Genomic DNA, 22,538 nt, shown 5'->3' on the forward strand with positions numbered 1-22,538 from the left:
CCGCGCGCGAGGGCGGGAGGCCGTGCTACTCAGGAGGCATGGTGAAACCGCTGATGCCGAGATCGGTCGCCCGGTTCAACAAAGCCGTCACGAACCGCGTGCAGGGCGTCTACGCGCCCTACCTCCCGCCCTTCGCCATGATCGTCCACCGGGGCCGCAGGTCGGGGCGCGAGTACCGGACGCCGGTGACCGCGTTCCGCAGCGGCGACCGGCTCATCGTCGGGCTGCCGTACGGGCGGGACGCCGACTGGGTCCGCAACCTGCTCGCCGAGGGCCGCGGCGGCGTGGAACGGCTCGGCCGCGTCCGCCGGCTCGGCCGTCCGCGCGTGCTGACGGCCGCCGACGCCGCCGAACTGCCGCCCCCCGCCCGCATGGCGGCCCGCCACATGGACATCCTGGTCGCCGAGATCGAGGACTGACGGGCGCCGCGGCGAGCCGGCGGATCACCGGGCGCTGCTGGGCCGGGGTGGGGCCTGCCGCACCCTTCGTGACCCGAACGTCACTCGTTTTCCGCGGATCCCTCCAGATGGCGCAGCGTGAACTGGGCGGACGCGAAGTCGCCGCCCTGCGGAACGCCGTCGCCGACGAACGTGTCGGGGATGCCGTAGGAGGCGGCGTCGTCGTGGGGCGCGTAGCCGAGCCGCTCGTCGAGCTCCCAGAACCGGCGCGCGTTGGCCGACACCGCGTACGCCGCGAGGAACCCCGGCGACGGGACGGTCAGCGCCGCGAGGACGAAGCCCGCGCAGTCGCGGTGGCTCAGCCAGGTCGCGAGGTGGCGCGGCTCGGTCGGGCGCGGTTCGAGGCTGCCGATGCGCAGGCACACCACGTCCATGCCGAACTTGTCGGCGTAGAGCCGGCCGAGCGCCTCGACCGCGACCTTGCTGACCCCGTACAGGCCGTCGGGCCGCGGCGGCATGGCGGGCGACACGGTCTCGGTGGACGGGTAGCAGCCGGTCAGCCGGTTGCTGCTGGCGAGGACGACGCGCGGCACCCCGGCCACGCGGGCGGCCTCCAGGATCCGCTGGGCGCCGAGGATGTTGCCCTCGACCAGGTCGGGGAACGGCGCCTCGTCCGGGACGCCGGCCAGGTGGACGATCGCGTCCGCGCCCCGCACGATCCGCGCCGCGTCGGAGAGGTCGCCGCGGTGCACGACCTCGTTCGGCGCCTCGACGCGCATCGGCGCGAGATCGGCCAGTACGAGCCGCTCCGCCTCATCGCGCAGCGGCGCCCGCAGTGCGGTGCCGACCCGTCCGGCGGCGCCGGTCAGCACGATCGTCCCGAGAGTCATGCGCACAGTGTTCCATCCGCGTTCCCTCCCACCCCCACGCCCACGGCCGAGCCGAGGCCGACCTGCCGGGGTCTCCCGGAGCACCGTCTACGACTACGCCAGGCAGCCCTGAGGGCCCGTCGGGCTCACTTGCCGGGGGAGAACATCGGGCGGAAGCCCGCGACGAGCTGGCGGATCACCGGGCGCTGCTGGGCCGGGGTGCGGCCGCGCAGGTCGTGGATCGGGTCGAGGCCGTCGTAGTACGGAGCGAGCGCGAGGAACGGCAGGATCATCATCAGCCAGGTGGCGAGGACCTCGAGGTCGGCGTCGTCGCCGATGGCGCCCTGCGCCTTCCACAGCTCCAGCGTCGGGTGGATGACGAGCAGGTAGTGCTGGTTGGCGGTGTCGCGGACGACGGACCGGACGCCGTTGTCGAGCTCGAAGTTGGTGGCCGCGGTGACGCCGCGCTCCAGCGGGTGGTCGGCCATGTACTCGGTCCAGTCGCAGAGGACGTCGACCAGCCACTCGTCGAAGGGCTGGTCGAAGTCGATCCGCTCGATGCGGCGCTCCATCTCCTCGCGGATGCGGCGCGACGCCTCGTCGCACACGAACGCGAAGAACTCCAGCTTGTCGCTGAAGTACTGGAACAGCGAGCCCTTGGCGATGCCGGCCTCGCGCGCGATGGTGTTGAGGCTGCCGGTCGAGTACCCGTGTTCTCCGAACTCGCGCATCGCCACTTCGAGCACGCGTTCGCGCTTGGCGACGTTGAGGCGGAACCAGGTCGACGTCGGCATGGACCCCTTCGACTTTCCGTCAGGAACCGGTAACCAGGAGGTCAGGATAACGGCCCGCCGCACTCCCTGTGACCCGAACGTCACCCGCGCCCCTGGCGGATCCTGGTCACCGTACGCCGGGCTGGCCCCGGCGGGCGCGCCGGCGACGGTACAGACTCGCGGCGCGGAGGGTGGCGTCGAGGGAGAACCGGGCGTCCGGGTTCTCCAGGCTGTCGCCGAGGTAGCCCTCCAGCTGGCGGAGCCGGTACCGGACGGTCTGCGGGTGGATCTTCAGACGCTCCCCGATGTCGACGGCGGTCGCCCGGGTGGTGACGGATTCGGTGAGCGTCTCGACGAGGCGCTTGCGCTGCCCGTCCGACACGTCCTGCAGGGGTTCCAGGTGGCGGCGGGTGAGCTCCTCGACCAGCGGCGGATCGGACAGCAGCCACATGGTCATCAGGTGGTCCTCGCAGGGGATGAGGGAGCCGTCCGGGATGATGCCCTCCTCGGCGAGGTCGAGGACGCGGCGGGCCCAGCGCAGCGAGTGGGCGGCCCGTTCCAGCGGCAGGGTGAGGCCGAGGACGCAGCTGGCGTCCGGCAGCGCGGCGCGCAGCATGTTCCGCCGGTCGGCGGTGAGCGGCCCGGGGACGAGCAGGCACGGTTCCGCCGAGTCGAAGTCGGTGAGGATGTCGGTGTCGAGCGCGGAGCGGGTGCAGGGCGCCTCGGGGTGGACGGCGACGAGGGTGGCCTCGGCCGGCAGCGGCCACCAGCCGGTGGACTTGGCGAGGTCCTCGATGGCCTCGGGGACGACGGCGGGCCGCTGCAGGATCAGATGCAGCAGCCGGCGCCGCTCCTCGCGGCGGCGCAGGTCGGCGTGCCCGGTGGCCTGCTGGTAGCCGAGGCGGGCCTGGGCGACGGATTCCTCGAGGTAGACGAGCATGGCGTCGACCGCGGCGGACACGACGAAGGTGGGGACCTGAGCGCGCTCGGCGAGGACGGCCGTCCGGCGCCACGCGACGTGGAAGGCGATCCGGGCCGCGGCCTGGAGGTGGTCGAGGCTGCGCCCCTCGATGGCCTCGAAGCGGCCGAGGGCGCGGCAGGTCTCGTCGCGCTGGTCGGTGGAGGCGTCCGGATCGGAGATCCGGTCCAGGAAGGTCGGCAGCAGGATGTCGGCGCAGAGCCGGAGGGTCTGGTCGTAGGCGGGATCTGGCCGGTCGTACTCCGGGATGCTCCGCTTGATCTCGGTGACGATCTCGTTCGTGACGTCGGACAGTTCCGCGCGCAGCAGGCCGAGGAATTCCTGGAAGTCAGTCTGACTCCGGTCGTGTTCAGACAAATCTAATGCCTGCGACATGGGAAAGCGAACCTCCACATCGAGCCGGCCGTGCGCCGTGGCGCCGTCCTGGCCGCGGCGCTGGATGGGGTGTGCCGGACGGGAGGCGAACACCCTGGAATGAAATCGATAACACCGTGAACATAAAGTCGCCAGTCGGCGGTGGCAAGGGTCTGCGGTTCGATCGCCCGCACGGCGGCGCATCTTTGCGCGTGATGTGACAAGAACGGCGTTCGGTTGCTGGGCCGGTGATGAAACTCTTTGCCCGCAGGGGCAGGCGTGCCGTGGGCCGGCCTCAAGTTACTGGCTGGTAGTCAACCGGTGACGGTTTCGGAGCGGGAGAGGGCTAAGTCGGTGACAAATTTCTGAGGCCATTTACCGAATTGTGCCGAAGAGCTCGCGATCTCCTATTGAATGCTGCGTCTACTGCGCCGTAATGTCCTCGAAACCTCTCTTCCTAGCGCGAGCGGTGGTGTCGTGGGAATTGAAGTGGTCGTCGAGGGGCTGACGAAAGTCTTCGGCCGGCAGACGATCTGGCGTGATGTCACGCTCACTCTTCCGCCCGGTGAGGTGAGCGTGCTGCTGGGCCCCTCCGGCACCGGCAAGACCGTCTTCCTCAAGTCGCTCGTCGGGCTGCTCAAGCCGGAGGAGGGCCGCGTCCTGATCGGCGGGGTCGACATGGTCAACGACCGCGACCGCGAGGTGTTCGAGGCGCGCAAGCGGTTCGGGCTGATGTTCCAGGACGGCGCGCTCTTCGGCTCGCTGCCGCTGTACGACAACATCGCGTTCCCGCTCCGCGAGCACACCCGCAAGAAGGAGTCCGAGATCCGGCGGATCGTGATGGAGCGGATGGAGATGGTCGGCCTCGTCGGCGAGGAGCGCAAACTGCCCGGCCAGATCTCCGGCGGCATGCGCAAGCGCGCCGGCCTCGCCCGGGCGCTCGTCCTCGACCCGGAGATCATCCTGTGCGACGAGCCCGACTCCGGCCTGGACCCCGTCCGCACGGCGCACATCTCCCAGCTGCTGATCGACGTCAACGCGCGGATCGACGCGACGATGCTGATCGTCACGCACAACATCGACATCGCCGCGACCGTCCCGGACAACATCGGCATGCTGTACCGCCGCGACCTCATCGCGTTCGGCCCCCGCGAGGCGCTGCTGACCAGCGACGAGCCGGCCGTCCTGCAGTTCCTGCACGGCGACACGCGCGGACCGATCGGCATGTCGGAGGAGAAGGACGCCGCGCTGCTCGCCGCCGAAGCCGCCGGCCCGGCGCCCCTCCAGCGCACCCTGGAGATCCCGCCGCAACTGCGCCCCACGCCCGGGACGCCGCCCCGGCAGGGCGAGCTGCGGCACGCGCGGCGCCTCGACGAGATGATGCCGCGCCTCTCCCACCGGGCGCAGCAGGCGATCTACGCCAACCGCAGGCACGCGCCGGAGGGCGGCGTCCCCGATGCGAACTGACCGCCCTCGAACCGACGAGCCGACCGCACCGCGTGGCGACGCGCGCGTGCCCGAGGAAGGAGACGCGCGTGGCGGCACCTGATTCCGCCGTTCCCGGCGCCGGCGCACTGCGCCAGACCGGGCGGCTCTTCGCGCTCGCCGCGACGGTACTGGCGCTGTCGTTCCGGCGCCCGTTCCAGCTCCGCGAGCTGGTCCAGCAGTTCTGGTTCATCGCGTCGGTGTCGATCCTGCCGACCGCGCTCGTCTCCATCCCGTTCGGCGCGGTCATCTCGCTCCAGGTCGGGTCGCTGGCCAAGCAGCTCGGCGCGCAGTCGCTCACCGGCGGGGCGAGCGTCCTCGCCGTCGTGCAGCAGGCCAGCCCGCTGATCGTGGCGCTGCTGATCTCCGGCGCGGCCGGGTCGGCGATCTGCGCGGACCTCGGCTCACGGACGATCCGCGAGGAGATGGACGCGATGGAGGTGATGGGCGTCTCGCCCATCCAGCGCCTCGTGGTCCCGCGCGTCCTCGCCTGCATGGCGGTCGCGGTGCTGCTGAACGGCCTGGTCTCCGTCGTCGGGGTCGCGGGCGGCTACTTCTTCAACGTGCTGCTGCAGGACGGGACGCCCGGCGCCTACCTCGCCTCGTTCTCCGCGCTCGCGCAGCTGCCCGACCTGTACATCGGCGAGTTCAAAGCGCTGATCTTCGGATTCATCGCCGGCGTGGTGGCCGCCTACCGCGGCCTGAACCCGAACCCCGGCCCGAAGGGCGTCGGGGACGCGGTCAACCAGTCGGTCGTCATCACGTTCCTGATGCTGTTCTTCGTCAACCTCGTGCTGACCGCCATCTACCTGCAGGTCGTCCCCCCGAAGGGAGCGTGACATGGCGGTTCCCGGGGGTCGCCGCCTCCGCCCGGTGAGTCTGGTCTCCTGGCTGGACCAGCCCGGCGACCAGCTCGGCTTCTACGTCCGGGCGCTGCTGTGGACGCCGCGCGCGATGCGCCGCTACCTGCGCGAGTCGCTGCGGCTGCTCGGCGAGGTCGCGTTCGGCAGCGGCGCGCTCGCCGTCATCGGCGGCACCGTCGGCGTGATGATCGGCATGACGGTGTTCACGGGCGTCGTCGTCGGCCTGTCCGGCTACGCCGCGCTCGACCAGATCGGGTCGGCGGCGTTCACCGGCTTCGTGTCGGCGTACTTCAACACCCGCGAGATCGCCCCCCTGGTGTCCGGGCTGGCGCTGTCGGCGACGGTCGGCGCCGGGTTCACCGCGCAGCTCGGCGCGATGCGGATCAACGAGGAGATCGACGCGCTGGAGGGCATGGGCATCCAGTCGGTGCCCTACCTGGTCACCACCCGGATCATCGCGGGGACCGTCGCGATCGTCCCGCTGTACGGCATCGGGCTGCTCAGCTCCTATCTGGCCTCCAGACAGGTGACGCTCTGGTTCAACGGGCAGTCGGCCGGTACCTACGACCACTACTTCGACATCTTCCTCGCCCCGGAGGACGTGCTGCTCTCGTTCGCCAAGGTGCTGATCTTCAGCGTGATGGTGGTGCTCGCGCACTGCTACTACGGCTACCGCGCGGTCGGCGGCCCCGCCGGCGTGGGCGTCGCCGTCGGCCGCGCGGTCCGTACCGCGATCGTGCTGATCAGCGTGACGGACTTCTTCGCCAGCCTCGCCATCTGGGGCGCCACGACCACCGTGAAGGTGACGGGCTGACATGGGCCGAACTGACATGGGTGGATCTGACATGGGGTGGAGCTGACATGGCCCGGCGAACCACCCGGCACGTGGTCGGGCAGCGCCTCACCGGGGTGGCGTTCCTGCTCGTCCCGGCGCTGCTGGTCTGGTTGTCGATCGCGATCTACGACAAGCAGTTCACCGACGCGACGATGGTGACGCTGCGCACCTCGACGGCCGGGCACGAGATGCACGCGATGGCGGACGTGAAGGTCCGCGGCGTCGTCGTCGGCGAGGTCCGGTCCATCACGGCGGACGGGGCCGGCGCGAAGCTGGAGCTGGCCCTGAAACCGGGGATGACCGACCGGATCCCGGCGGACGTCCAGGCGCGGCTGCTGCCGACGACGGTGTTCGGCGCCCGGTTCGTCTCGCTGGTCCCGCCGCCCGGGTCGGCGGGACGGCCGATCACCGACGGTGACGTGATCTCCGAGGACCGCAGCCAGAACGCGGTGGAGCTGTCGGAGGTCCTCAACCACACGATGGACCTGCTCGACACCATCCAGCCGGCGAAGCTCTCGGCGACGCTGAACGCCATGGCGCGGGCGCTGGAAGGGCGCGGCGACCAGATCGGCCGCAACTTCGAGCAGCTCGACGCGTTCCTGACCAGGCTCAACCCGGAGGTGCCGGCGCTCGCCCGCAACCTCCGGGAGCTGGCGGCGTTCACCCAGCACGCCTCCGACGCGGCGCCCGACCTGCTTCAGGCGCTCACGGACTTCACGGTCACCAGCCGGACGATCGTCGACGAGCGCACCGCCCTCGCGACCCTGTACGACGCGGTGTCGGGATCGTCCGCCGACCTCGAGGACTTCCTGCGCGCCAACTCCGGCAACATCATCGCGCTGGCGACCGAGAGCCGGGGGAGCCTGGACCTGATGCGCCGCTACGCCCCGGCCGCGCCCTGCACGTTCCGCGCGCTCGCCGGCTTCATCCCGACGATGAATAAGGTCCTCGGCAAGGGCACGAACGAGCACGGCGTCCACGGCGTGGTCGTGCCGGTCACGAGCAAGGGCCGCTACGTCCCGGGCAAGGACGCCCCCCGCTACGACGGCGGCGGCGGGCCGCGCTGCCCGGGCGTCCCCTACCTCGGGACCGGGGACGGGGTGCGGGTGCTGCCCGCAGGCGGCGCGCCCGGCCAGGGCGGCGCGGCCGGCAGCGGCCTCGGCCCCGCGAACTCGGCGGCGGAGAACGACCTGGTCAACGAGCTCGCCGGGGCGCCGCTGGACGAGGTCCCCGAGGAGTTGCCGGACTGGTCCAGCGTGCTGGTCGGGCCGATCTACCGGGGCACGGAGGTGACGGTGAAGTGAGGCTCACCGGTCAGGGGATCAAGGGCATGGGCTTCCCCCTCGTCAGCTCGCTGATCTTCATCGTGGTCACGGTGCTGGCGACCGCGCTGCTGGCGTCCAGCATCACCGGCGCCACCAGCGGCGACCGCGTCACCTACTACGCCAAGTTCACCGACGTGGCCGGGCTCCATCCGGGGCACGGCGTGCGGATCGCGGGCGTCGAGGTCGGCCAGGTCGAGGAGATCGAGGTGAGCGACCGCCGGCTCGCCCGGGTGAAGATCTCCGTCGACCGGGACCGGCGGATCCCCGCGTCGGCGACCGCCGCCGTCAAGTACCTGAACCTGGTCGGCGGACGGTACGTCTCCCTCGGGCAGGGCACCGGCTCGCCCGGCGAGGTGCTGAGGCCCGGCGGGACGATCCCGGTCGAGCACACCGCCGGGACGCTCAACCTCACCCAGCTGTTCCAGGGGTTCCAGCCGCTCATGCAGGCGCTGTCGCCCGGGGACGCCAACAAGCTCTCGGAGTCGGTCGTCAAGGTGCTCCAGGGCGAGAGCGGCACCGTGGAGAGCCTGCTGCGCACCGTCGGGGAGCTGTCGAGCACGCTCGCCGCCAAGGACAAGGTGATCGGCCAGCTCATCGCGAACCTCGACAGCGTCGTCCAGACCATCAACGGGCGGGACGGCCAGCTCGTCGACCTGGTCACCACGCTGCGCCGGTTCACCTCCGGCCTCGCCACCGACCGCGTCCCGATCGGCCGGGCGCTCGGGTCGGTCGCCGACCTGACCACCGCCACCGCCGGGCTGCTCCAGGTCACGCGGGACCCGCTGAAGGACGACATCGTCCAGCTCGGCCGGCTCAGCGACAACCTCAACCGCGACGAGCCGCTGCTGACGCGCTTCCTCCAGCGCTCGCCCGGGAAGATGGCGACCTTCGGCCGCCTGGCCTCCTACGGCTCGTGGGTGAACTTCTACCAGTGCGAGGTGAAGTTGATCGGCGTCAGCTACGCGGGCTCCGACCTGTCGAACCAGCCGCCGCCGACCGGCCTGCCCATCAAGGACGCGAGGTGCCGCGGATGACGCCCCCGACTCCGCCCCCCGGCGGCCCGCCCCCCGTCCCCCCGGCGGGCGGGCCGCCCCCCGTCCCCCCGCCGGGCGGGCCGCCTCCGCCGCTGCCGCGCGCCCTGCCGCGCCCGAAGCGGGGCCGGCCGCGGCTGAAGCCGCTGCGCGACCGCGACCCGATCGGGGTGGCGGTCGTCGGCATCGTGATCCTGCTCGTCCTCGGCACGCTCGCCTACCGCGCCGACCGGCTGCCGCTCGTCGGCGGCGGGACGACCTACAGCGCGTACTTCTCCGAGGCCGCCGGGCTGAACCCCGGCCAGGAGGTCCGCGTCGCCGGGGTGAAGGTCGGCAAGGTCACCGGCGTCTCGCTCAAGGGGAACAAGGTCAAGGTCACGTTCCGGGTGAAGGACACCTGGGTCGGGAACGCGACCCGCGCCACCATCATGATCAAGACGCTGCTGGGGTCGAAGTACCTCCAGCTGGACCCGCTCGGCTACCGCAGGCAGAACCCGAAGGAGCCGATCCCGCTCGACCGGACCGTGGCCCCCTACGACGTCACGACGGCGTTCCAGGACCTCGGCCGGACGTTCGAGCAGCTCGACACGACCAGGCTCGCGCAGAGCCTGGAGACGATCTCCACGACGTTCGAGGACACCCCGGCCGACGTCCGGGTCGCGTTGCACGGCCTGTCGGCGCTGTCCTCCACGATCGCGTCGCGGGATGCCGAGCTGTCCCGCCTGCTCGCCGGGACCAAGCAGCTGTCCGGCACGATCGCCGCGCAGAACTCCCAGTTCGAGACGCTCTTCAAGGACGGCAACCTGCTGCTCGGCGAGCTGCGCCGGCGCCGCGACGCCATCCACGCGCTGCTCGTCGGCACACAGCGGCTCGGCACGGAGCTGGTCGGCCTCGTCGACGACAACCGCCGCACGCTGGGCCCGACGCTCGCGTCCCTGGAGCGGGTCGTCGGCGTCCTCCAACGCAACCAGAAGAACCTGGAGCGCGTGCTGACGACGGCCACGCCCTACATCCGCGTCCTCGGCAACGCGACGGGCAACGGCCGCTGGGTGGACGGCTACCTGTGCGGGACCGTCCCCGAGGAGTACCTGGTGAACGGCAGGTGGCAACCGGAGGACCCGGACCGCTGCAAGCCGCCGCACCTGACGGGAGGACGGTGACATGGCGTCCCCCTCGACGCGCCCGGTGAGGCTGCCGAAGCTCGGCTCGCCGATCCGCGACCACCGGACGCGGGTGGTGCAAGCGCTCATCACGGTCTTCGTCCTGCTGGTCGTGATCGCGCTGGTCCCCTTCCTGGGCGGCGGGCCGACGCACCGGATCACCGCGTACTTCGCCACCGCGATCGGCGTCTACCCCGGCTCCGACATCCGCGTCCTCGGCGTGAAGGTCGGCTCGATCGACTCCGTCGAACCGCTCGGCGACAGGGTCAGGGTCGAGATGCGGGTGGACGACGACGTCGACGTCCCCGCCGGCGCCCGCGCCATCGTCATCGCGCCGAACCTGGTGTCGGACCGGTACATCCAGCTCGACCCCGCCTACGACGGCGGCCCGAAGATGGCCGACGGCGCGTCCATCGATGTGAGCAACACCGCGACCCCGCTGGAACTCGACCAGCTCTACGCCGCGGTCCGGAAGATCTCGGGCGACCTCGGCCCGCGGGGGCTGAACGCGCAGGGCGCCCTGTCGGACGTCATCCGGGTCGGCGCCGCCAACCTCGGCGGCAACGGGCAGGCGCTCAACACCATGATCTCCGACCTCGGCAAGGCGTCGCAGACGCTCGCCGACAACAGCGGCGACCTGTACGCGACGGTCGCCAACCTCAACAAGTTCAGCGAGATGCTCCGCGCCAACGACGGGCGGATCCGCCTCGCCGAGAACCAGCTCGCCGAGGTGAGCGGGTTCCTCGCCGCCGACCGCGACGAGCTCGGCGCGGCCCTGCGCAACCTCGCGCTGGCGCTCGCCGAGGTGAAGGGGTTCATCCAGGACAACCGCGCGGCGCTGGCACGGAACGTCGGCAAGCTCTCGGACGTCACCCAGGTCCTGGTCGACCAGCGGGCGTCCCTCGCCGAGCTCATCGACACCGCGCCGCTCGTGACGCAGAACGCCCTGAGCGCCTACGACCCGAAGACCCGGACGCTGATGGCGCGCGGCGACCTCCTGGAGATCACCAAGGCGTTCGGCAGCCTGGACCAGCCGGGCGTCGACCCGATCGCCGCCGACCAGCGGCCGGTGTGCGCCGCGGCGGCGTCCGCCACGCGGACGCTCCGCGAGCAGTGCGACCGGCTGAAGAGGGGCGGGCTGGTCGCGGTGGCGCCGACCCGGGAGACCGGCCTGCCGGCGCTGCCGCTGCCGCCCGCGGGCAAGATCTACGCCGGCACCGGCGGGAAGGCGGACCGCTGATGCGCACGCACAAGCTCGTCGCGGCCCTCGCCGCCGGCGTCGTCCTGACGGCGGGCTGCTCGGTGCGGCTGGAGGACGTCCCGCTGCCCGGCGGCGCCGACCTCGGCGACCACCCCTACACGGTGAAGGTGCGGTTCGAGGACGTGCTGAACCTGGTCCCGCAGGCCGCCGTCCGTGTCAACGACGTCCCGGTCGGGCGGGTGAAGAAGGTGTCGCTGCCGAAGGGGGCGTGGCAGGCGGAGGTGACGCTCGCCGTGAACGGTGACGTGCACCTGCCCGCGAACGCGACCGCCAACCTGGAGCAGTCGAGCCTGCTGGGGGAGAAGTACGTCAGGCTCGCCGCGCCGACGACGGCGCCGTCCCCGCAGCGGCTCGCCGACGGCGCCGTGATCCCGGCGTCCCGGACGACGCGCAACGCCGACACCGAGGAGGTGTTCGGCGCGCTGTCGCTGCTGCTGTCGGGCGGCGGGCTCCCGCAGATCCGGACCATCAACCGGGAACTGAACCAGGCGCTCAACGGGCGCGAGGACAAGGTCCGGTCCGCGCTGCGGAACCTCGCCACCTTCACCGGCACGCTCAACCGGAACCGGCAGTCGATCGTGAACGCCCTCGACGGGCTGAACCGGTTGTCGTCCACGGTCAGGGCCCGCAACGGGCAGGTCGGGACCGTCCTGGACGACCTGTCGCCCGGCCTGAAGGTGCTGGAAGAGCAGCGCGGTCTGCTCGTCGAGATGCTGCGCCGGCTGGAGAGGCTCTCGGACGTCGCCGTCAAGACGATCAACGCCAGCAAGGAGGACACGGCCGCGAACCTGCGCTCTCTGGCGGTCGTCCTGCGCAAGCTCGCCGACTCCGGCCGCGACCTGCCGAAGTCCCTGGAGATCCTGCTGACCTACCCGTTCACCGACGAGGCGCTCAAGGCGATCAAGGGCGACTACCTCAACGCCTACGTCACCGTCATCGCCGCCGACGGCTTCGACTGCGTCATGGCGCCGGTGAAGGAGGAGGGGCCGTTCGACGGCCTTGACGACGAGGAGGGGGCGCGCGCCCTCGCCGCGACGCCCACGGTCCCCGGCCCGCAGCCGGCGCCCTGCCCGGACACGGCGGCGGGTCGCGGCTCCGGAGCCGCGGTGTCCGGTGCCGGGACCCCCACCACGGGGACTCCGCCCACCGGGGCCCCCACCCCGGGGACGCCGCGACCGGGGACGCCGAGCCGGGCACCCCGGACCGAGAGCCCGAGCAGCGAGCCGGCCCTTCCGCTGCCGACGCTGGGGGAGGGGAACTGACGTGCTGACCCTGGTCACCCGCATCAAGATCGCCGTGTTCGCCGTCATCGCGATCGTCGTGGTCGCCTACATCGGCGTCAACTACGCCGACGTCGGCCGCTACGTCGGGCTGCGCGGGTACTACACCGTCCGGCTCGACCTGCCCAGCACCGGCGGCCTCTTCGAAGGGTCCGCGGTGTCCTACCGGGGCGTCACCGTCGGCAAGGTCGGCAGGCTCGACCTGACGCGGGACGGCGTCATCGCCGAACTCCGGATCGACGACTCGGCGCCGGACATCCCGCGCGACCTCCAGGCGATCGTCGCGAACCGCTCCGCGGTCGGCGAGCAGTACGTCGACCTGCGGCCCCGCGCCGACACCGGGCCCTATCTGGCCCAGGGCACCACGATCCCGCGCAGCGTCACCACCACCCCGGCGCCGGTCGACGAGACGCTCAAGAGCGTCAACGACTTCACCGCCTCGCTCCCGCTGAACGACACCAGGATCCTCATCGACGAGCTGGGGCTGGCGTTCGCCGGGCAGGGCCCGCACCTCCAGCAGCTCCTCGACACGAGCTCCCGGTTCATCTCGGCGTCCGACGCGGCCTTCCCCGAAACGCGCGCTCTGATCCACAACGGGGAGGCGGTGCTGCGGACGCAGAACGAGATGTCGGGGGCGTTCAAGGCGTTCGCGACCGACTCCAGCCTGCTCGCGCGGCGGCTCCGCGACTCCGACGCCGATCTGCGCGAGCTGATCACGGCCGGGCCCGGCGCGGCGGCGGAACTGTCCGGCCTGCTCCACGACCTGGACCCGAGCCTCGGCGTGCTGCTGGCGAACCTTCTCACGACCGCCCGCGTGGCCGAGCCTCGCCAGGCCGCCATCGAGGAGATGCTGGCCAATCTCCCGCGGGTCGCGGCGATCGGCCCCAGCATCGTGGACGGGGGCAAGCTCCGGATGGGTCTGGTCACCACGTTCTTCAATCCGCAGCCCTGCACCCGCGGTTACGGCAAGACCAGGTACCGCGACGGCCTCACCCTGTCGCCCGCGCCGTTCAACACCGACGCGCACTGCGCGGAGAGCCCGAGCAGCGGCATCAACGTGCGCGGCACCGCCAACGCGCCGCGCAAGGGCGTCCCGGCGCCGGCCAGACCGGGCGCGCTGGGCGGCCCGGAGGCGACCGGCCTGCTCGCCTCGCTGGGTTTGGCCGGACTGGCGCGGCAGCAGGCGCCGTCCGGCGACCTCGCCGCCCTCCTCGGGCTCGGGGGCGCGCCGTGACCGTCGTGGCGGCCGTGCTGCGCAAGCCGACCTGGATGATCCGCTGGATCCGTCCGGCCGGCCACGCCCTCACGGCCGCCGCCACCGTCCTCCTGCTGCTGTCGTTCTGGTCGCTGTTCCAGTCCGGACGGGGCGCGGACCACGACCTCGCCACCGCGCGGGACGACGTGAGCCGGACCGCCGTCCGCGATCTGGCGCTGATCAACAGCATCGACCCCAAGGTGGCGGAGCTGGACATGACGCACTGGCTGGACGTCGCCACCGGCCCGTTCGCCGACGCACTGAAACGCGACATCCCGGGCGCACGCGCGAGGTTCGCCGGGCAGAAGGCCCCCTCGCACGGACGGGTCACCGCACTCGCCGTCACCGCACTCGACCGGTCGGCGGGCGAGGCGACCGTCCTCGCCTCCGTCCGGATCTTCACCGAGCCCGCCGGTGGCGCCGCCCAGGGCACCGAGCAGCGCAAACGCTACGAGGTCGGGATGCAGAGGGTCGGTGGCGTGTGGAAGATCAGCTCGCTGAGAGCGCCGGCGCCCGGGGGGAGCGGCCCGTGAGCATCACCGAGGAGCGCCCCGCGCGCCGCGACCCGGCCCCGCGGAAGAGGAAGACCGCCCGGCGCACGCTCGTCTCCGGACTCAGGCGGGCGGCCGGGCTCGGGTGGCCCGTGGCCCTCGCGCTGGCGCTGTGCCTGTCCGCCCTCGCCGTCGACGCCTGGGCCGCCAGGCGGAGCGAGCGGTCACCGGCCGCCAACCGCGCACTCGTCGACAAGGCCCGGACCGGTGCGGTCGTCGCCGACGTCTCGGCGAAGGTCGCGCGGATCTTCACCTACTCCTACACCGACCCGGCGGCCACCGAACGCGCCGCGAACGAGGCCCTCACCGGCCGCGCCGTCGGCGACTACCGCGAACTGTTCGGCCTCGTGAAGCAGAACGCGCCGGTCATGAAGCTCGCCCTCACCACGAAGGTCGCGAAGGCCGGTCTGATCAGACTCTCCCGTGACGGGACGGCGGTCCTGCTGGTCCTGCTCGACCAGCAGGCCACCCGCGGCGGCAGGGCGACCGGTCCGCCGGTCGCGGCCCAGCTCATCGTCACGGCCCGCGACGACCACGGCTGGCGCATCAGCGACCTCCGGGCCGCCTGAAAAGAAGGGGTGGACTCAGGTGACCGAGACCAGGACCAAGACCGCCGACCCGGCGGCCGACGAGCGCGAGGCGCTGGCGGACGAGCCCGAGAGCCCCGCCGGCGAACCGCGCGAACCGGAACCGTCCGCGGACCACGCGGCCGAGACTCCAGAGCCCGCGGGGGAGGGGGCCGCCGAGGACCCGGAGCTGGACCCGGACCCGGACCCGGACCCGGAGCCGTCGCCGTCCGAGAAGGAGACCGGTGAGGCGCCGGCCGCGAGGCCGCCGGCGAAGGACGCGGCCGAGCGGCCCCGGCACCGCCTCTCCAAGGATCCGCTGATCCGGATCGCGTCGCTCGTGACGCTGGTCGCGGCCGGTGCCGCCGCGTGGTTCGGCTGGTCGTACCACACGGCGTCCGGCGACGACTCGATGGCCTACGCCGCCGAACGGGATCGGGTGCTCGCCGTGGCCGGCCAGGAGATCGTCAATCTCAACACCCTCGACCACCGGCAGGTCGACGCGGGCCTCAAGGTGTGGCAGGACTCGGCGACCGCGCAACTCTACGACCAGATCGTCCAGGGTCAGGCCCGGCTGAGGACCGAGGTGCAGAAGGCGAAGACGACCAGCACCGCGAAGATCCTCGAATCCGGGCTGACCGAACTCGACTCCCGCGCGGGCAAGGCGGCCGTCATCGCCGCCGTCCGCATCACCATCACCGGTGCCGACGGCAGGCCGGTCGACAACACCCGCCGGTTCGCCGGCCAGCTCACCCGGACCTCGGACGGCTGGAAACTGTCGGCGCTCGGCCAGGCCCCGACCGGTACGCCCTGAGCGGGGAGGAGAAAGCGAAATGGCAGCGATCACTTCGGCCGGACGGTTCGTCCCCGGCACCGCGCGCACCCGCCTGGTCATCCTCCTTGGGGCGCTGACAGTAGCGCTCGGTGGAGTGGCCGCCTGGTCGAACGCCCAGGAGCGCGACCTCACGGGTGCGGCCTCCGCGCAGAACGACGCCCTCAGCGACAATGGCCGCACCGCCGAGGTCAAGGGCCAGGTGACCACGGCCGTCAACACGGTGTTCTCCTACAACTACGCCGACGTGGCCAAGACGGAGAAGGCGGCGCAGGAACTGCTCACCGGAAAGGCCGTCCAGCAGTACAACCAGCTTTTCGCCCTGGTGCGCAAGCAGGCTCCGCAGCAGAAGCAGGTGCTCACCACGGCGGTCACCGACTCGGCGGTGAAATCCCTGGCCGGCGACCGCGCCCGTCTCCTCGTCTTCGCCGACCAGCGCAACACCCGCACCGACACGAACAAGACGAGCTACTCCGCGGCCGTCTTCGCCGTCGACGCCCTGTACGCCGACGGCAAATGGAAGATCTCCGCCATCGACACCCTCGGCGCGTGACCCCCTAATCGTCACAAGACTCGAATCCGGTGATAAATACAGCTTGATCGAAAACTAATCCGGTGACAAAGCGTGTATGGATCCGCGGAGTGCTTTAAGGGGAAGTCGAACAGCCTCTTGAGAAGTTCACTACTGGCGGGTATATTCCGATATTAGTACGGCAGGACTGGGTGGTCTTGTGGTGAAGTCGACGAAGTTCGACTTTCGGGGTTCTGCGCTCGTCAACCCGGAGGAGTTGGACCTGTAGAACGCGGTCAGTGTCCCTACGAGAAGAAGAAACCACCCCCCGTGAAGGGAAAGCGGACTGACATGCGAAAGATCTCGAAAATGGCTCTGACCGTCACCGCGGTCACGGCCACCGCCGCCGCTCTCACCGCGACCCCCGCCTGGGCGGCCGGTATCAACGTCACCATGCCCGGCGTGCCCTCGCCCTCCACCCAGGCCGTCACCGGAGAGAACAGCGGCTCCGTCGCGGCCGCCAGCAGTAGTGGCGGGGTCCTGACCTGCGTCGACACCGGCGCTGCGAAGGCCCTGACGGCCACCGGAACGGTGAAGGTCGGCACCGGCGTCGTGGACCCCGTCGGCTCGGTGACCGGTCTGACGTTCAGCAACTGCACGGTCTCCAGCCAGGTCGCCACGGTGACGCCCCAGAACCTGCCGTGGTCCCTCTCCACCACGGGCCTGACCTCTTCGGGCGCCACCCCCGGCCGGCTGAGCGGCGTCAGGATCGTGGTGAACATCCCCAGCATCCCGTGCTCCGCGACGTTCCAGGGATCGACCAGCACCAACGGGTTCATCAACGGTACGCACACCAACCCGACGAGCGCCGGGGCCGCCAGTACCCTCTCGCTGCCGTTCGGGTCCACCAACAACCTCGTCGCGACCAGCGTCTCCGCGACGTGCCCCACCAACATCGTGAAGAACGGCGACACGGCCACGCTCGCCGGCGTGATCAAACTGAGGGGTGTCAACTCCACGGCCAAGGAGGGCCCGACCGTCGTTCGCACGTGACGTGAGAGCACGCCTCTGACCGAAGCCGCACCCGGGCGCTCGCCGCCCGGGTGCGGTTCCCCGTCGATCAAGGATGTGAAATGCATCGGACGTTCCGAGGTGTCGCGCGGATCGCGGCGGTCGCGGGCCTCGCCGTGAGTGGCGGCGCACTGGTGGCGGTCCCGGCGGCGATCGCGGACATCGGCGTCGACATGGGGCTTGTCTGCTCCGGCGAGTCCGGAACGCACGATGTGGCGCTGCGGATCGAAACGACCGTCCCGTCGACCGGGACCGTCGGCCAGCCGGTCCAGCTGGGCACCATCAAGATCGACATCGGTCTCCCGCCCGAGGTGGTGAAAAGGATGTCGGCGGCTTCCCCCGCCGGGGCGTCGACACCACCGGCGACGAGCGTCGCCCCGTCGCCCACGCCTTCCCCCGCGCTCGGAGGGGTCGCGGAGATCCAGGTCGCGGTCCACGGGCCGGGCGGCGACGGGCGCGCCGGGTGGCCGGCCTTCGCCCTGGCGGCCGCACCGCCACGGGGTGACGGGGCCGTGCACCTGACCGGGAGCGGGGTGGCGCCCCCGCTGGTCCCCGAAGCGCCGGGCGAGCTCTCATGGTCTGCCGGGGCAGTGGGCCTGTCGCTGGTGCCGGGCGACGCGGCGACGGGGAAGGACGCGGCCGAACTGAAGCTGCGCTGTGCGGCGGAGAAGGCGCCGGTACTCGGACGCCTGCGGGTGGGGCGGGGGAACGAGCCGGCGATCCCCGGCGCGTCGAGCGCGGCGCCCCGTCGGCCCACCGCCTCTCCGGAGAAGTTGTGCAAGCTGATCCCTGCCCGGGGGCAGGATCCGCGGTACGCCATCAGCGACGATCCCGAACTGGCGAAGATCTTCGAGTCCCCGGAAAATCCGGACGGCCTGAACGCCGACACCGGTGATGGACTGATGTACTGCCTCAAGGCGACGGGGTTCTTCAACATCAAAAAGGTCGGGAACGCCGCTCCCGTTGCTTTCGAGAACAATGTTCGGGCGCTGACTGAAAGCTATATGGGGAATATTTTCTTCGGGCCGAACTGGACGGATTTTCGCGGATACTTCGTCAACCGCACCTATCCAACCCCCGCCACGATGCTGGGTTTCGGCTTCATGCCGACACGCGCGGTGGCGGAAGCCGTTCAGGTCGGTTCCCCGCGGGCAGGCGGGTCCGGCCCGATCACAGGCAACATGCGGATTCTCCAGCAGCTGTCGACCGAACTCGATATTTCGGGTCCGACCGTCGACCAGCAACAACTCAAAGCCAGTGCATACGTGCGCATCAAAGCGGGCAAGGCCGAGGTCAACGGAGTTCCCCTCGATCTCGGCAACAAATGCATGACAAGCCCCACCGCGCTTTCCGCGACTGGATTCATGGGGACGCTGAGAACGGGGACGACTCAGTACGAAAGCGGGCAGCCGCTGATCGCCCAGAACGTCACGATCCCCTCCTTCTCCGGTTGCGGAGTGACCGAAGATCTCAGCCCGATCCTTACCGCGAGTGTCTCCGGGGCGGGAAACTACGCGGGACTCGAATCGGGACTCTGGTGCGAGGTCACCACTGGTAACCGCTGCGTGGACGGCGCGGGCGCGCTTCCTCAGACCTTCACCGTGGATCCGGGCGGGGTCGTCACCGCGGTCGCGAAACCGTTCACCCTGGGGTACGCCGGGGACAACGCGGAGTTCAGGTGCGAGTCGGCGACCATGCGGCTCGACCTCGAACGGGGGCACTGGCAGTCGCGCTTCAGGCTGGGCAAGGGCGACATGTCCCTCGACGGCTGCGAGGTGGAAGCGTCGGACGGCACCGTCTACCAGGTGGCGGACAAGGTCACGCAGGACGGCTCGCTGTGGCTGAACATGACCATCGACGCGGCGACCGGCCGGCCGGCGATGAAGATCAACGGCGTGCTGCTCGACGCGACCGTGGACACCGGCGGAGGGAGGCGTTGTACGCTGCGGATCTCCCACAACCTGGGGAGAATCTTCCTCCCGGGGCAGCGTGAGGCTCCTGGGCTTCTCGAAGGCTCCTATGACAACGGGACCTTCTCCATGAATTCACATACGTTGATGCCGTCGGGGGACTCGACGTGCGAGATCCCCGGGTTCACGGACTTCCTCAGCGTCTTCAATTCATACAAGGGCGATTTCGTCTTCCGTCCCACTCAGCGGATCACCTCCCCCTGACCGAACCTCCCATCGCCATGGGCCTCTCGTTCCGGCGCGATCTGAATCGCGCCGGAAGTCCCCGGGCCCTCCAGGACTGGCCGCATCGTTGCCTGCACCACCCCGGGCGACGGCAGGGCCAGACCGGCTCGCTGCAGGCCGTCGCCGGCCTGCGGCGAGTACGGTGACTCCTCTGGCTCTCCGCCATATGAAGCAGACGGGACGAACGAGTCCGGGTGAAGGGCCGACGCTCCCGGCGATCTGCGGTCGATGACAATACCGGCCACTCCCGGGCCGCCGTCATTGCTATTCGCTTACAAGGCGAGAAAATCTCCATGCTCGTGCGTCGCGGTGTATTGAACCGGCATTGTTTCAGTATTACTCTCCCATTGGGAATCGAGGATCTTTCTCATCGAGGATCCGCTTCACGGTTCCGCGTCGGCTGGGATCACACTGTGGCTGCCCGGCGCTCTGTGCCCGTTTCTCCCGGCAAGAAGAAAGGACGAACCGGTGAAGTCGATTCGTTTCCGGAGAAGCAGTTCCCGGCTGGCGCTTCCCGCCGTGCTCGGTGCTGCGCTGCTCAGCTTCGGCCTGGCTTCCCCCGCTTCGGCGGCCAACCCGGACCCGATCCCGTCGAGCTTCAGCTTCTCCGACTGCCCGCCCCTCCCGGACGGTGCGTCGCCGGACTACTCGCAGTGCTGGGTGGGTGTGGTCACCAGCGGCACGTTCAAGGTCGGCAACTTCGACCAGAAGATCGAGCAGCCGATCAGGATCACGTGGGCGAACACCTTCAACCCCAGCACCTTCGAGACCAAGACGGTCTTCGGCGCGATCAACGCCCCGAAGATGCTCGTCCAGCCCGGCCTGTTCGGTGACCCGCTCCTGTCGGCCGTGTACGCCAAGGTCGAGTACGCCGGCGTCTTCGAGATGCCGGTCAGCAGCAGCTTCGAGATCAACATCGGGCTGAAGGTCCGGCTCATCAACCCGTTCCTCGGAAGCAACTGCACGGTCGGCACCAACAGCAACCCGATCAGGGTGAGCCTCACCACGGGGACCACCAGCCCTCCGGCCCCCAACACGCCCATCACCGGCGAGGGTCTCTCGATCGCGCGGCCGGACTCGACGCCGCCGGTGCTGCAGGCCAAGCACGTCGGCAACTCGTTCGCGGTGCCCGGCGCCAAGGGGTGCGTGTTCGGCGGCGGCATCGCCGACTGGCTGGTCAACCAGGTGGGTGGATTCCCCTCGGCGGCCGGCAAGAACACGATGATCCAGAACGAGTACCTCGTGTCGAAGAACTACAGCCAGCTCTGAAGCCGAGCCCGTTCGACCGTGCCGTGTCCGCGGCGATCCCGCGGGCACGGCACCGCCGTGACTGCGGTGAGGGACAGTCGTTGCGTCGCGTAATGACGGAATTGTGCCGACAGTTTCGGATGGCGTGCGGATGTGATCGGCGGCCCGGGGGCGGCCGGGCGTCAACGGCCGGGGGTCACTGCCTCTCCGGATTGTCTCCCATTGATCATTCAATCCGGCCATTTTTGTCGGCCAGTGAGTGCCGCGGCCATTCGGACGCGCGATCTCCTCCGTAATGATGTGCGGCGGCCGTGATGTGGGTTACATTTTGTCGAGGCTTTTCTTGAACGGTGCGAGCGGAGGAGCGAATGACGAGGGCCCTCGTTGGGGGAGGGGGGCGTCCCGGAGCTCTCCCGCCACAGGTCATCGCCATTCTGAGTGCCGAGCTGCCCTCGCTGGCCGAGGAGATCCTCGAGGAGGTCCAGCGGTCGGTTCCCGAGTACGCCCGGCAGGGGATGCCGGAACCGTCCGCGTACCGGATCACCGTCGAGCAGGCCATGGCGGCCTTCGTCGACCAGGTCTCGGGCGGCGTCGACGGCTACGAGCGGCGCGACGAGCTGTGCCGGGAACTCGGTCGCAGCGAGGCCTACCAGGGGCGCACGCTGGACGCGCTGCAGGCGGCCTACAGGGTCGGGGTGCAGGTCGCGTGGCGGCGGGTGGCGGCCGTGGCGCGGGCGCGGCGGCTGCCCGCGGAGGTGACGACGCGGCTGGCCGAGGCGCTGTTCGCCTACATCGACGAGCTGGCCTCCCTGTCGGTCGAGGGCTACCTGGAGGTCCGGTCGTCCGCCGACGAGCTGCCCGGCGACCACCGGCGCCTGCTGCGCATGGTGCTCGGGCCCGGCGCGGCGAGCGGCGCGCTCGCCGAGGCCGCCGAGGCCGCCGGCTGGGCGGTGCCCCCCACGGTGACGATGGTCGCGATGCCGGCGCGCGCACGGTGCGTCCGGGAGGCGATGGACCGCGACGTGCTCGTCGACCTCGCGGACGCCGAGCCCCATCTGCTGATCCCCGGCGGATACGGCCCGGAGCGCGCGGCGATGCTGAGCCGCGCTCTGCCCGAGCGCCGCTCCGCGGTGGGGCTGACCGTCCCGCTGGGGGAGGCGGCCGACTCGCTGCGCTGGGCGCGGCGGGCGCTGGCGCTGGTGGAGGCGGGCTGCCTGGAGGACGGCGGCCCCACGCTGTGCGAGCGGCACCTGCTGGAGCTGTGGCTGCTCTCGGACGGGCCGCTGCTCGACCAGCTCGCCCGCCGGGAACTGGGCGCGTTGGCGGAAATGCCGCGCACCCGGCGTATGCGCGTGACCGAAACCCTGTGCGCGTGGCTGGACGCGCAAGGAAACGCGGTGGAGGCGGCGCAGAGGCTCCGGCTTCACCCGCAGACCGTCCGGTACCGGATGCGGCAGATCAGCGCGGAATTCGACCGGCAGCTCGCCGACCCGGCGGCGCGTTTCGCGCTGGACGCGGTGCTGCGCGCGTACCGGTTGCGGGAGCGTGGCTCCGCGCTGAAATGAGACCGGCCCCTATTGGGCGCTGAATGTGACTGCGGTGCCACTGCCTGCTGAATTTACCTTCCCTTTACCTTGCCGGATTTCGTATGATCTAAGTTCGACGTGTTTCAGCTCACAGAATGCAGAGGGTGCGC

At 70.6% G+C, this 22,538-nt stretch carries 21 protein-coding genes; 18 read left to right on the forward strand and 3 right to left on the reverse strand.

The window, feature by feature from the left end; genetic code table 11:
- Nucleotides 1–38 precede the first annotated feature (38 nt).
- On the forward strand, nucleotides 39–419 hold the full coding sequence (locus tag AB0C87_RS26685; RefSeq protein ID WP_345187426.1) for a nitroreductase family deazaflavin-dependent oxidoreductase: 381 nt from the start codon (nucleotides 39–41) through the stop codon (nucleotides 417–419).
- A gap of 80 nt (nucleotides 420–499) precedes the next feature.
- Here AB0C87_RS26685 and AB0C87_RS26690 read toward each other — a convergent pair whose 3' ends face one another.
- From AB0C87_RS26690 to AB0C87_RS26700, 3 genes are all read right to left on the reverse strand, one after another.
- Nucleotides 500–1,288, reverse strand: a complete 789-nt coding sequence (locus tag AB0C87_RS26690) for an NAD(P)-dependent oxidoreductase (RefSeq protein ID WP_345187422.1) — start codon at nucleotides 1,286–1,288, stop codon at nucleotides 500–502.
- Nucleotides 1,289–1,413: 125 nt separating this feature from the next.
- Nucleotides 1,414–2,061: a TetR/AcrR family transcriptional regulator gene (locus tag AB0C87_RS26695; protein ID WP_345187420.1), complete on the reverse strand. Its 648-nt coding sequence runs from the start codon at nucleotides 2,059–2,061 to the stop codon at nucleotides 1,414–1,416.
- 106 nt (nucleotides 2,062–2,167) lie between these two features.
- The gene (locus AB0C87_RS26700; protein WP_353831685.1) at nucleotides 2,168–3,376 is read right to left on the reverse strand and encodes a helix-turn-helix domain-containing protein; all 1,209 of its coding nucleotides are present in this window, start codon (nucleotides 3,374–3,376) and stop codon (nucleotides 2,168–2,170) included.
- Between the two features lie 474 nt (nucleotides 3,377–3,850).
- Here AB0C87_RS26700 and AB0C87_RS26705 point away from each other — a divergent pair, with 474 nt between their 5' ends.
- The 17 genes from AB0C87_RS26705 to AB0C87_RS26785 all read left to right on the forward strand — a co-directional run bounded on the left by AB0C87_RS26705 (nucleotide 3,851) and on the right by AB0C87_RS26785 (nucleotide 22,407).
- Nucleotides 3,851–4,840 (forward strand): ATP-binding cassette domain-containing protein, encoded by a 990-nt coding sequence (locus tag AB0C87_RS26705; protein ID WP_345187415.1) that lies wholly within the window; start codon nucleotides 3,851–3,853, stop codon nucleotides 4,838–4,840.
- Nucleotides 4,841–4,908: 68 nt separating this feature from the next.
- Nucleotides 4,909–5,697 (forward strand): ABC transporter permease, encoded by a 789-nt coding sequence (locus AB0C87_RS26710; protein ID WP_179846517.1) that lies wholly within the window; start codon nucleotides 4,909–4,911, stop codon nucleotides 5,695–5,697.
- A 1-nt stretch (nucleotide 5,698) separates the two neighbouring features.
- A complete protein-coding gene (locus AB0C87_RS26715; RefSeq protein WP_345187411.1) occupies nucleotides 5,699–6,535 on the forward strand; it encodes an ABC transporter permease in 837 nt (278 codons plus the stop codon).
- A gap of 47 nt (nucleotides 6,536–6,582) precedes the next feature.
- Nucleotides 6,583–7,860 (forward strand): MCE family protein, encoded by a 1,278-nt coding sequence (locus AB0C87_RS26720; RefSeq protein ID WP_345187409.1) that lies wholly within the window; start codon nucleotides 6,583–6,585, stop codon nucleotides 7,858–7,860.
- On the forward strand, nucleotides 7,857–8,915 hold the full coding sequence (locus tag AB0C87_RS26725) for an MCE family protein (RefSeq protein WP_345187406.1): 1,059 nt from the start codon (nucleotides 7,857–7,859) through the stop codon (nucleotides 8,913–8,915). Before AB0C87_RS26720 ends, AB0C87_RS26725 begins: the two co-directional genes overlap by 4 nt.
- On the forward strand, nucleotides 8,912–10,072 hold the full coding sequence (locus tag AB0C87_RS26730; RefSeq protein ID WP_360580084.1) for an MCE family protein: 1,161 nt from the start codon (nucleotides 8,912–8,914) through the stop codon (nucleotides 10,070–10,072). Before AB0C87_RS26725 ends, AB0C87_RS26730 begins: the two co-directional genes overlap by 4 nt.
- 1 nt (nucleotide 10,073) lies before the next feature.
- Nucleotides 10,074–11,312, forward strand: coding sequence for an MCE family protein (locus AB0C87_RS26735; RefSeq protein WP_353831683.1), 1,239 nt, complete (start codon nucleotides 10,074–10,076; stop codon nucleotides 11,310–11,312).
- Nucleotides 11,312–12,595 carry an MCE family protein gene (locus AB0C87_RS26740; RefSeq protein WP_353831682.1) on the forward strand — a complete coding sequence of 428 codons (1,284 nt, stop codon included), beginning with the start codon at nucleotides 11,312–11,314 and terminating at the stop codon, nucleotides 12,593–12,595. Before AB0C87_RS26735 ends, AB0C87_RS26740 begins: the two co-directional genes overlap by 1 nt.
- Before the next feature lies 1 nt (nucleotide 12,596).
- Nucleotides 12,597–13,847, forward strand: coding sequence for an MlaD family protein (locus tag AB0C87_RS26745; protein WP_345182779.1), 1,251 nt, complete (start codon nucleotides 12,597–12,599; stop codon nucleotides 13,845–13,847).
- Complete coding sequence (locus AB0C87_RS26750) at nucleotides 13,844–14,401, forward strand: hypothetical protein (protein WP_353831681.1); 558 nt, start codon at nucleotides 13,844–13,846, stop codon at nucleotides 14,399–14,401. Before AB0C87_RS26745 ends, AB0C87_RS26750 begins: the two co-directional genes overlap by 4 nt.
- Entirely contained in the window at nucleotides 14,398–14,988 is a 591-nt protein-coding gene (locus tag AB0C87_RS26755; RefSeq protein WP_345182777.1) for a hypothetical protein, read from the forward strand. The genes AB0C87_RS26750 and AB0C87_RS26755 overlap by 4 nt, the downstream gene beginning before the upstream one ends.
- 19 nt (nucleotides 14,989–15,007) lie before the next feature.
- The gene (locus tag AB0C87_RS26760; protein ID WP_360580087.1) at nucleotides 15,008–15,799 is read left to right on the forward strand and encodes a hypothetical protein; all 792 of its coding nucleotides are present in this window, start codon (nucleotides 15,008–15,010) and stop codon (nucleotides 15,797–15,799) included.
- Nucleotides 15,800–15,818: 19 nt separating this feature from the next.
- The gene (locus tag AB0C87_RS26765) at nucleotides 15,819–16,370 is read left to right on the forward strand and encodes a hypothetical protein (protein ID WP_345182775.1); all 552 of its coding nucleotides are present in this window, start codon (nucleotides 15,819–15,821) and stop codon (nucleotides 16,368–16,370) included.
- 327 nt (nucleotides 16,371–16,697) lie between these two features.
- The gene (locus AB0C87_RS26770) at nucleotides 16,698–17,381 is read left to right on the forward strand and encodes a hypothetical protein (protein ID WP_345182774.1); all 684 of its coding nucleotides are present in this window, start codon (nucleotides 16,698–16,700) and stop codon (nucleotides 17,379–17,381) included.
- A gap of 80 nt (nucleotides 17,382–17,461) precedes the next feature.
- A complete protein-coding gene (locus tag AB0C87_RS26775) occupies nucleotides 17,462–19,573 on the forward strand; it encodes a hypothetical protein (RefSeq protein ID WP_360580089.1) in 2,112 nt (703 codons plus the stop codon).
- 489 nt (nucleotides 19,574–20,062) lie between these two features.
- Complete coding sequence (locus AB0C87_RS26780) at nucleotides 20,063–20,863, forward strand: hypothetical protein (RefSeq protein ID WP_345182772.1); 801 nt, start codon at nucleotides 20,063–20,065, stop codon at nucleotides 20,861–20,863.
- A 347-nt stretch (nucleotides 20,864–21,210) separates the two neighbouring features.
- Nucleotides 21,211–22,407 (forward strand): helix-turn-helix domain-containing protein, encoded by a 1,197-nt coding sequence (locus tag AB0C87_RS26785; protein ID WP_353831678.1) that lies wholly within the window; start codon nucleotides 21,211–21,213, stop codon nucleotides 22,405–22,407.
- Nucleotides 22,408–22,538: the final 131 nt, after the last annotated feature.

Source organism: Actinomadura sp. NPDC048021 (assembly GCF_040653135.1).
GTDB lineage: Bacteria > Actinomycetota > Actinomycetes > Streptosporangiales > Streptosporangiaceae > Spirillospora > Spirillospora verrucosospora.

What these genes read in the sequence shown, in the direction of transcription:
- AB0C87_RS26685 (WP_345187426.1), top strand. Translation starts at nt 39, where the DNA reads ATGGTGAAACCGCTGATGCCGAGATCGGTCGCCCGGTTCAACAAAGCC.
- AB0C87_RS26690 (WP_345187422.1), bottom strand. Translation starts at nt 1,288, where the DNA reads ATGACTCTCGGGACGATCGTGCTGACCGGCGCCGCCGGACGGGTCGGC.
- AB0C87_RS26695 (WP_345187420.1), bottom strand. Translation starts at nt 2,061, where the DNA reads ATGCCGACGTCGACCTGGTTCCGCCTCAACGTCGCCAAGCGCGAACGC.
- AB0C87_RS26715 (WP_345187411.1), top strand. Translation starts at nt 5,699, where the DNA reads ATGGCGGTTCCCGGGGGTCGCCGCCTCCGCCCGGTGAGTCTGGTCTCC.
- AB0C87_RS26720 (WP_345187409.1), top strand. Translation starts at nt 6,583, where the DNA reads ATGGCCCGGCGAACCACCCGGCACGTGGTCGGGCAGCGCCTCACCGGG.
- AB0C87_RS26730 (WP_360580084.1), top strand. Translation starts at nt 8,912, where the DNA reads ATGACGCCCCCGACTCCGCCCCCCGGCGGCCCGCCCCCCGTCCCCCCG.
- AB0C87_RS26735 (WP_353831683.1), top strand. Translation starts at nt 10,074, where the DNA reads ATGGCGTCCCCCTCGACGCGCCCGGTGAGGCTGCCGAAGCTCGGCTCG.
- AB0C87_RS26740 (WP_353831682.1), top strand. Translation starts at nt 11,312, where the DNA reads ATGCGCACGCACAAGCTCGTCGCGGCCCTCGCCGCCGGCGTCGTCCTG.
- AB0C87_RS26765 (WP_345182775.1), top strand. Translation starts at nt 15,819, where the DNA reads ATGGCAGCGATCACTTCGGCCGGACGGTTCGTCCCCGGCACCGCGCGC.
- AB0C87_RS26770 (WP_345182774.1), top strand. Translation starts at nt 16,698, where the DNA reads ATGGCTCTGACCGTCACCGCGGTCACGGCCACCGCCGCCGCTCTCACC.
- AB0C87_RS26775 (WP_360580089.1), top strand. Translation starts at nt 17,462, where the DNA reads ATGCATCGGACGTTCCGAGGTGTCGCGCGGATCGCGGCGGTCGCGGGC.
- AB0C87_RS26785 (WP_353831678.1), top strand. Translation starts at nt 21,211, where the DNA reads ATGACGAGGGCCCTCGTTGGGGGAGGGGGGCGTCCCGGAGCTCTCCCG.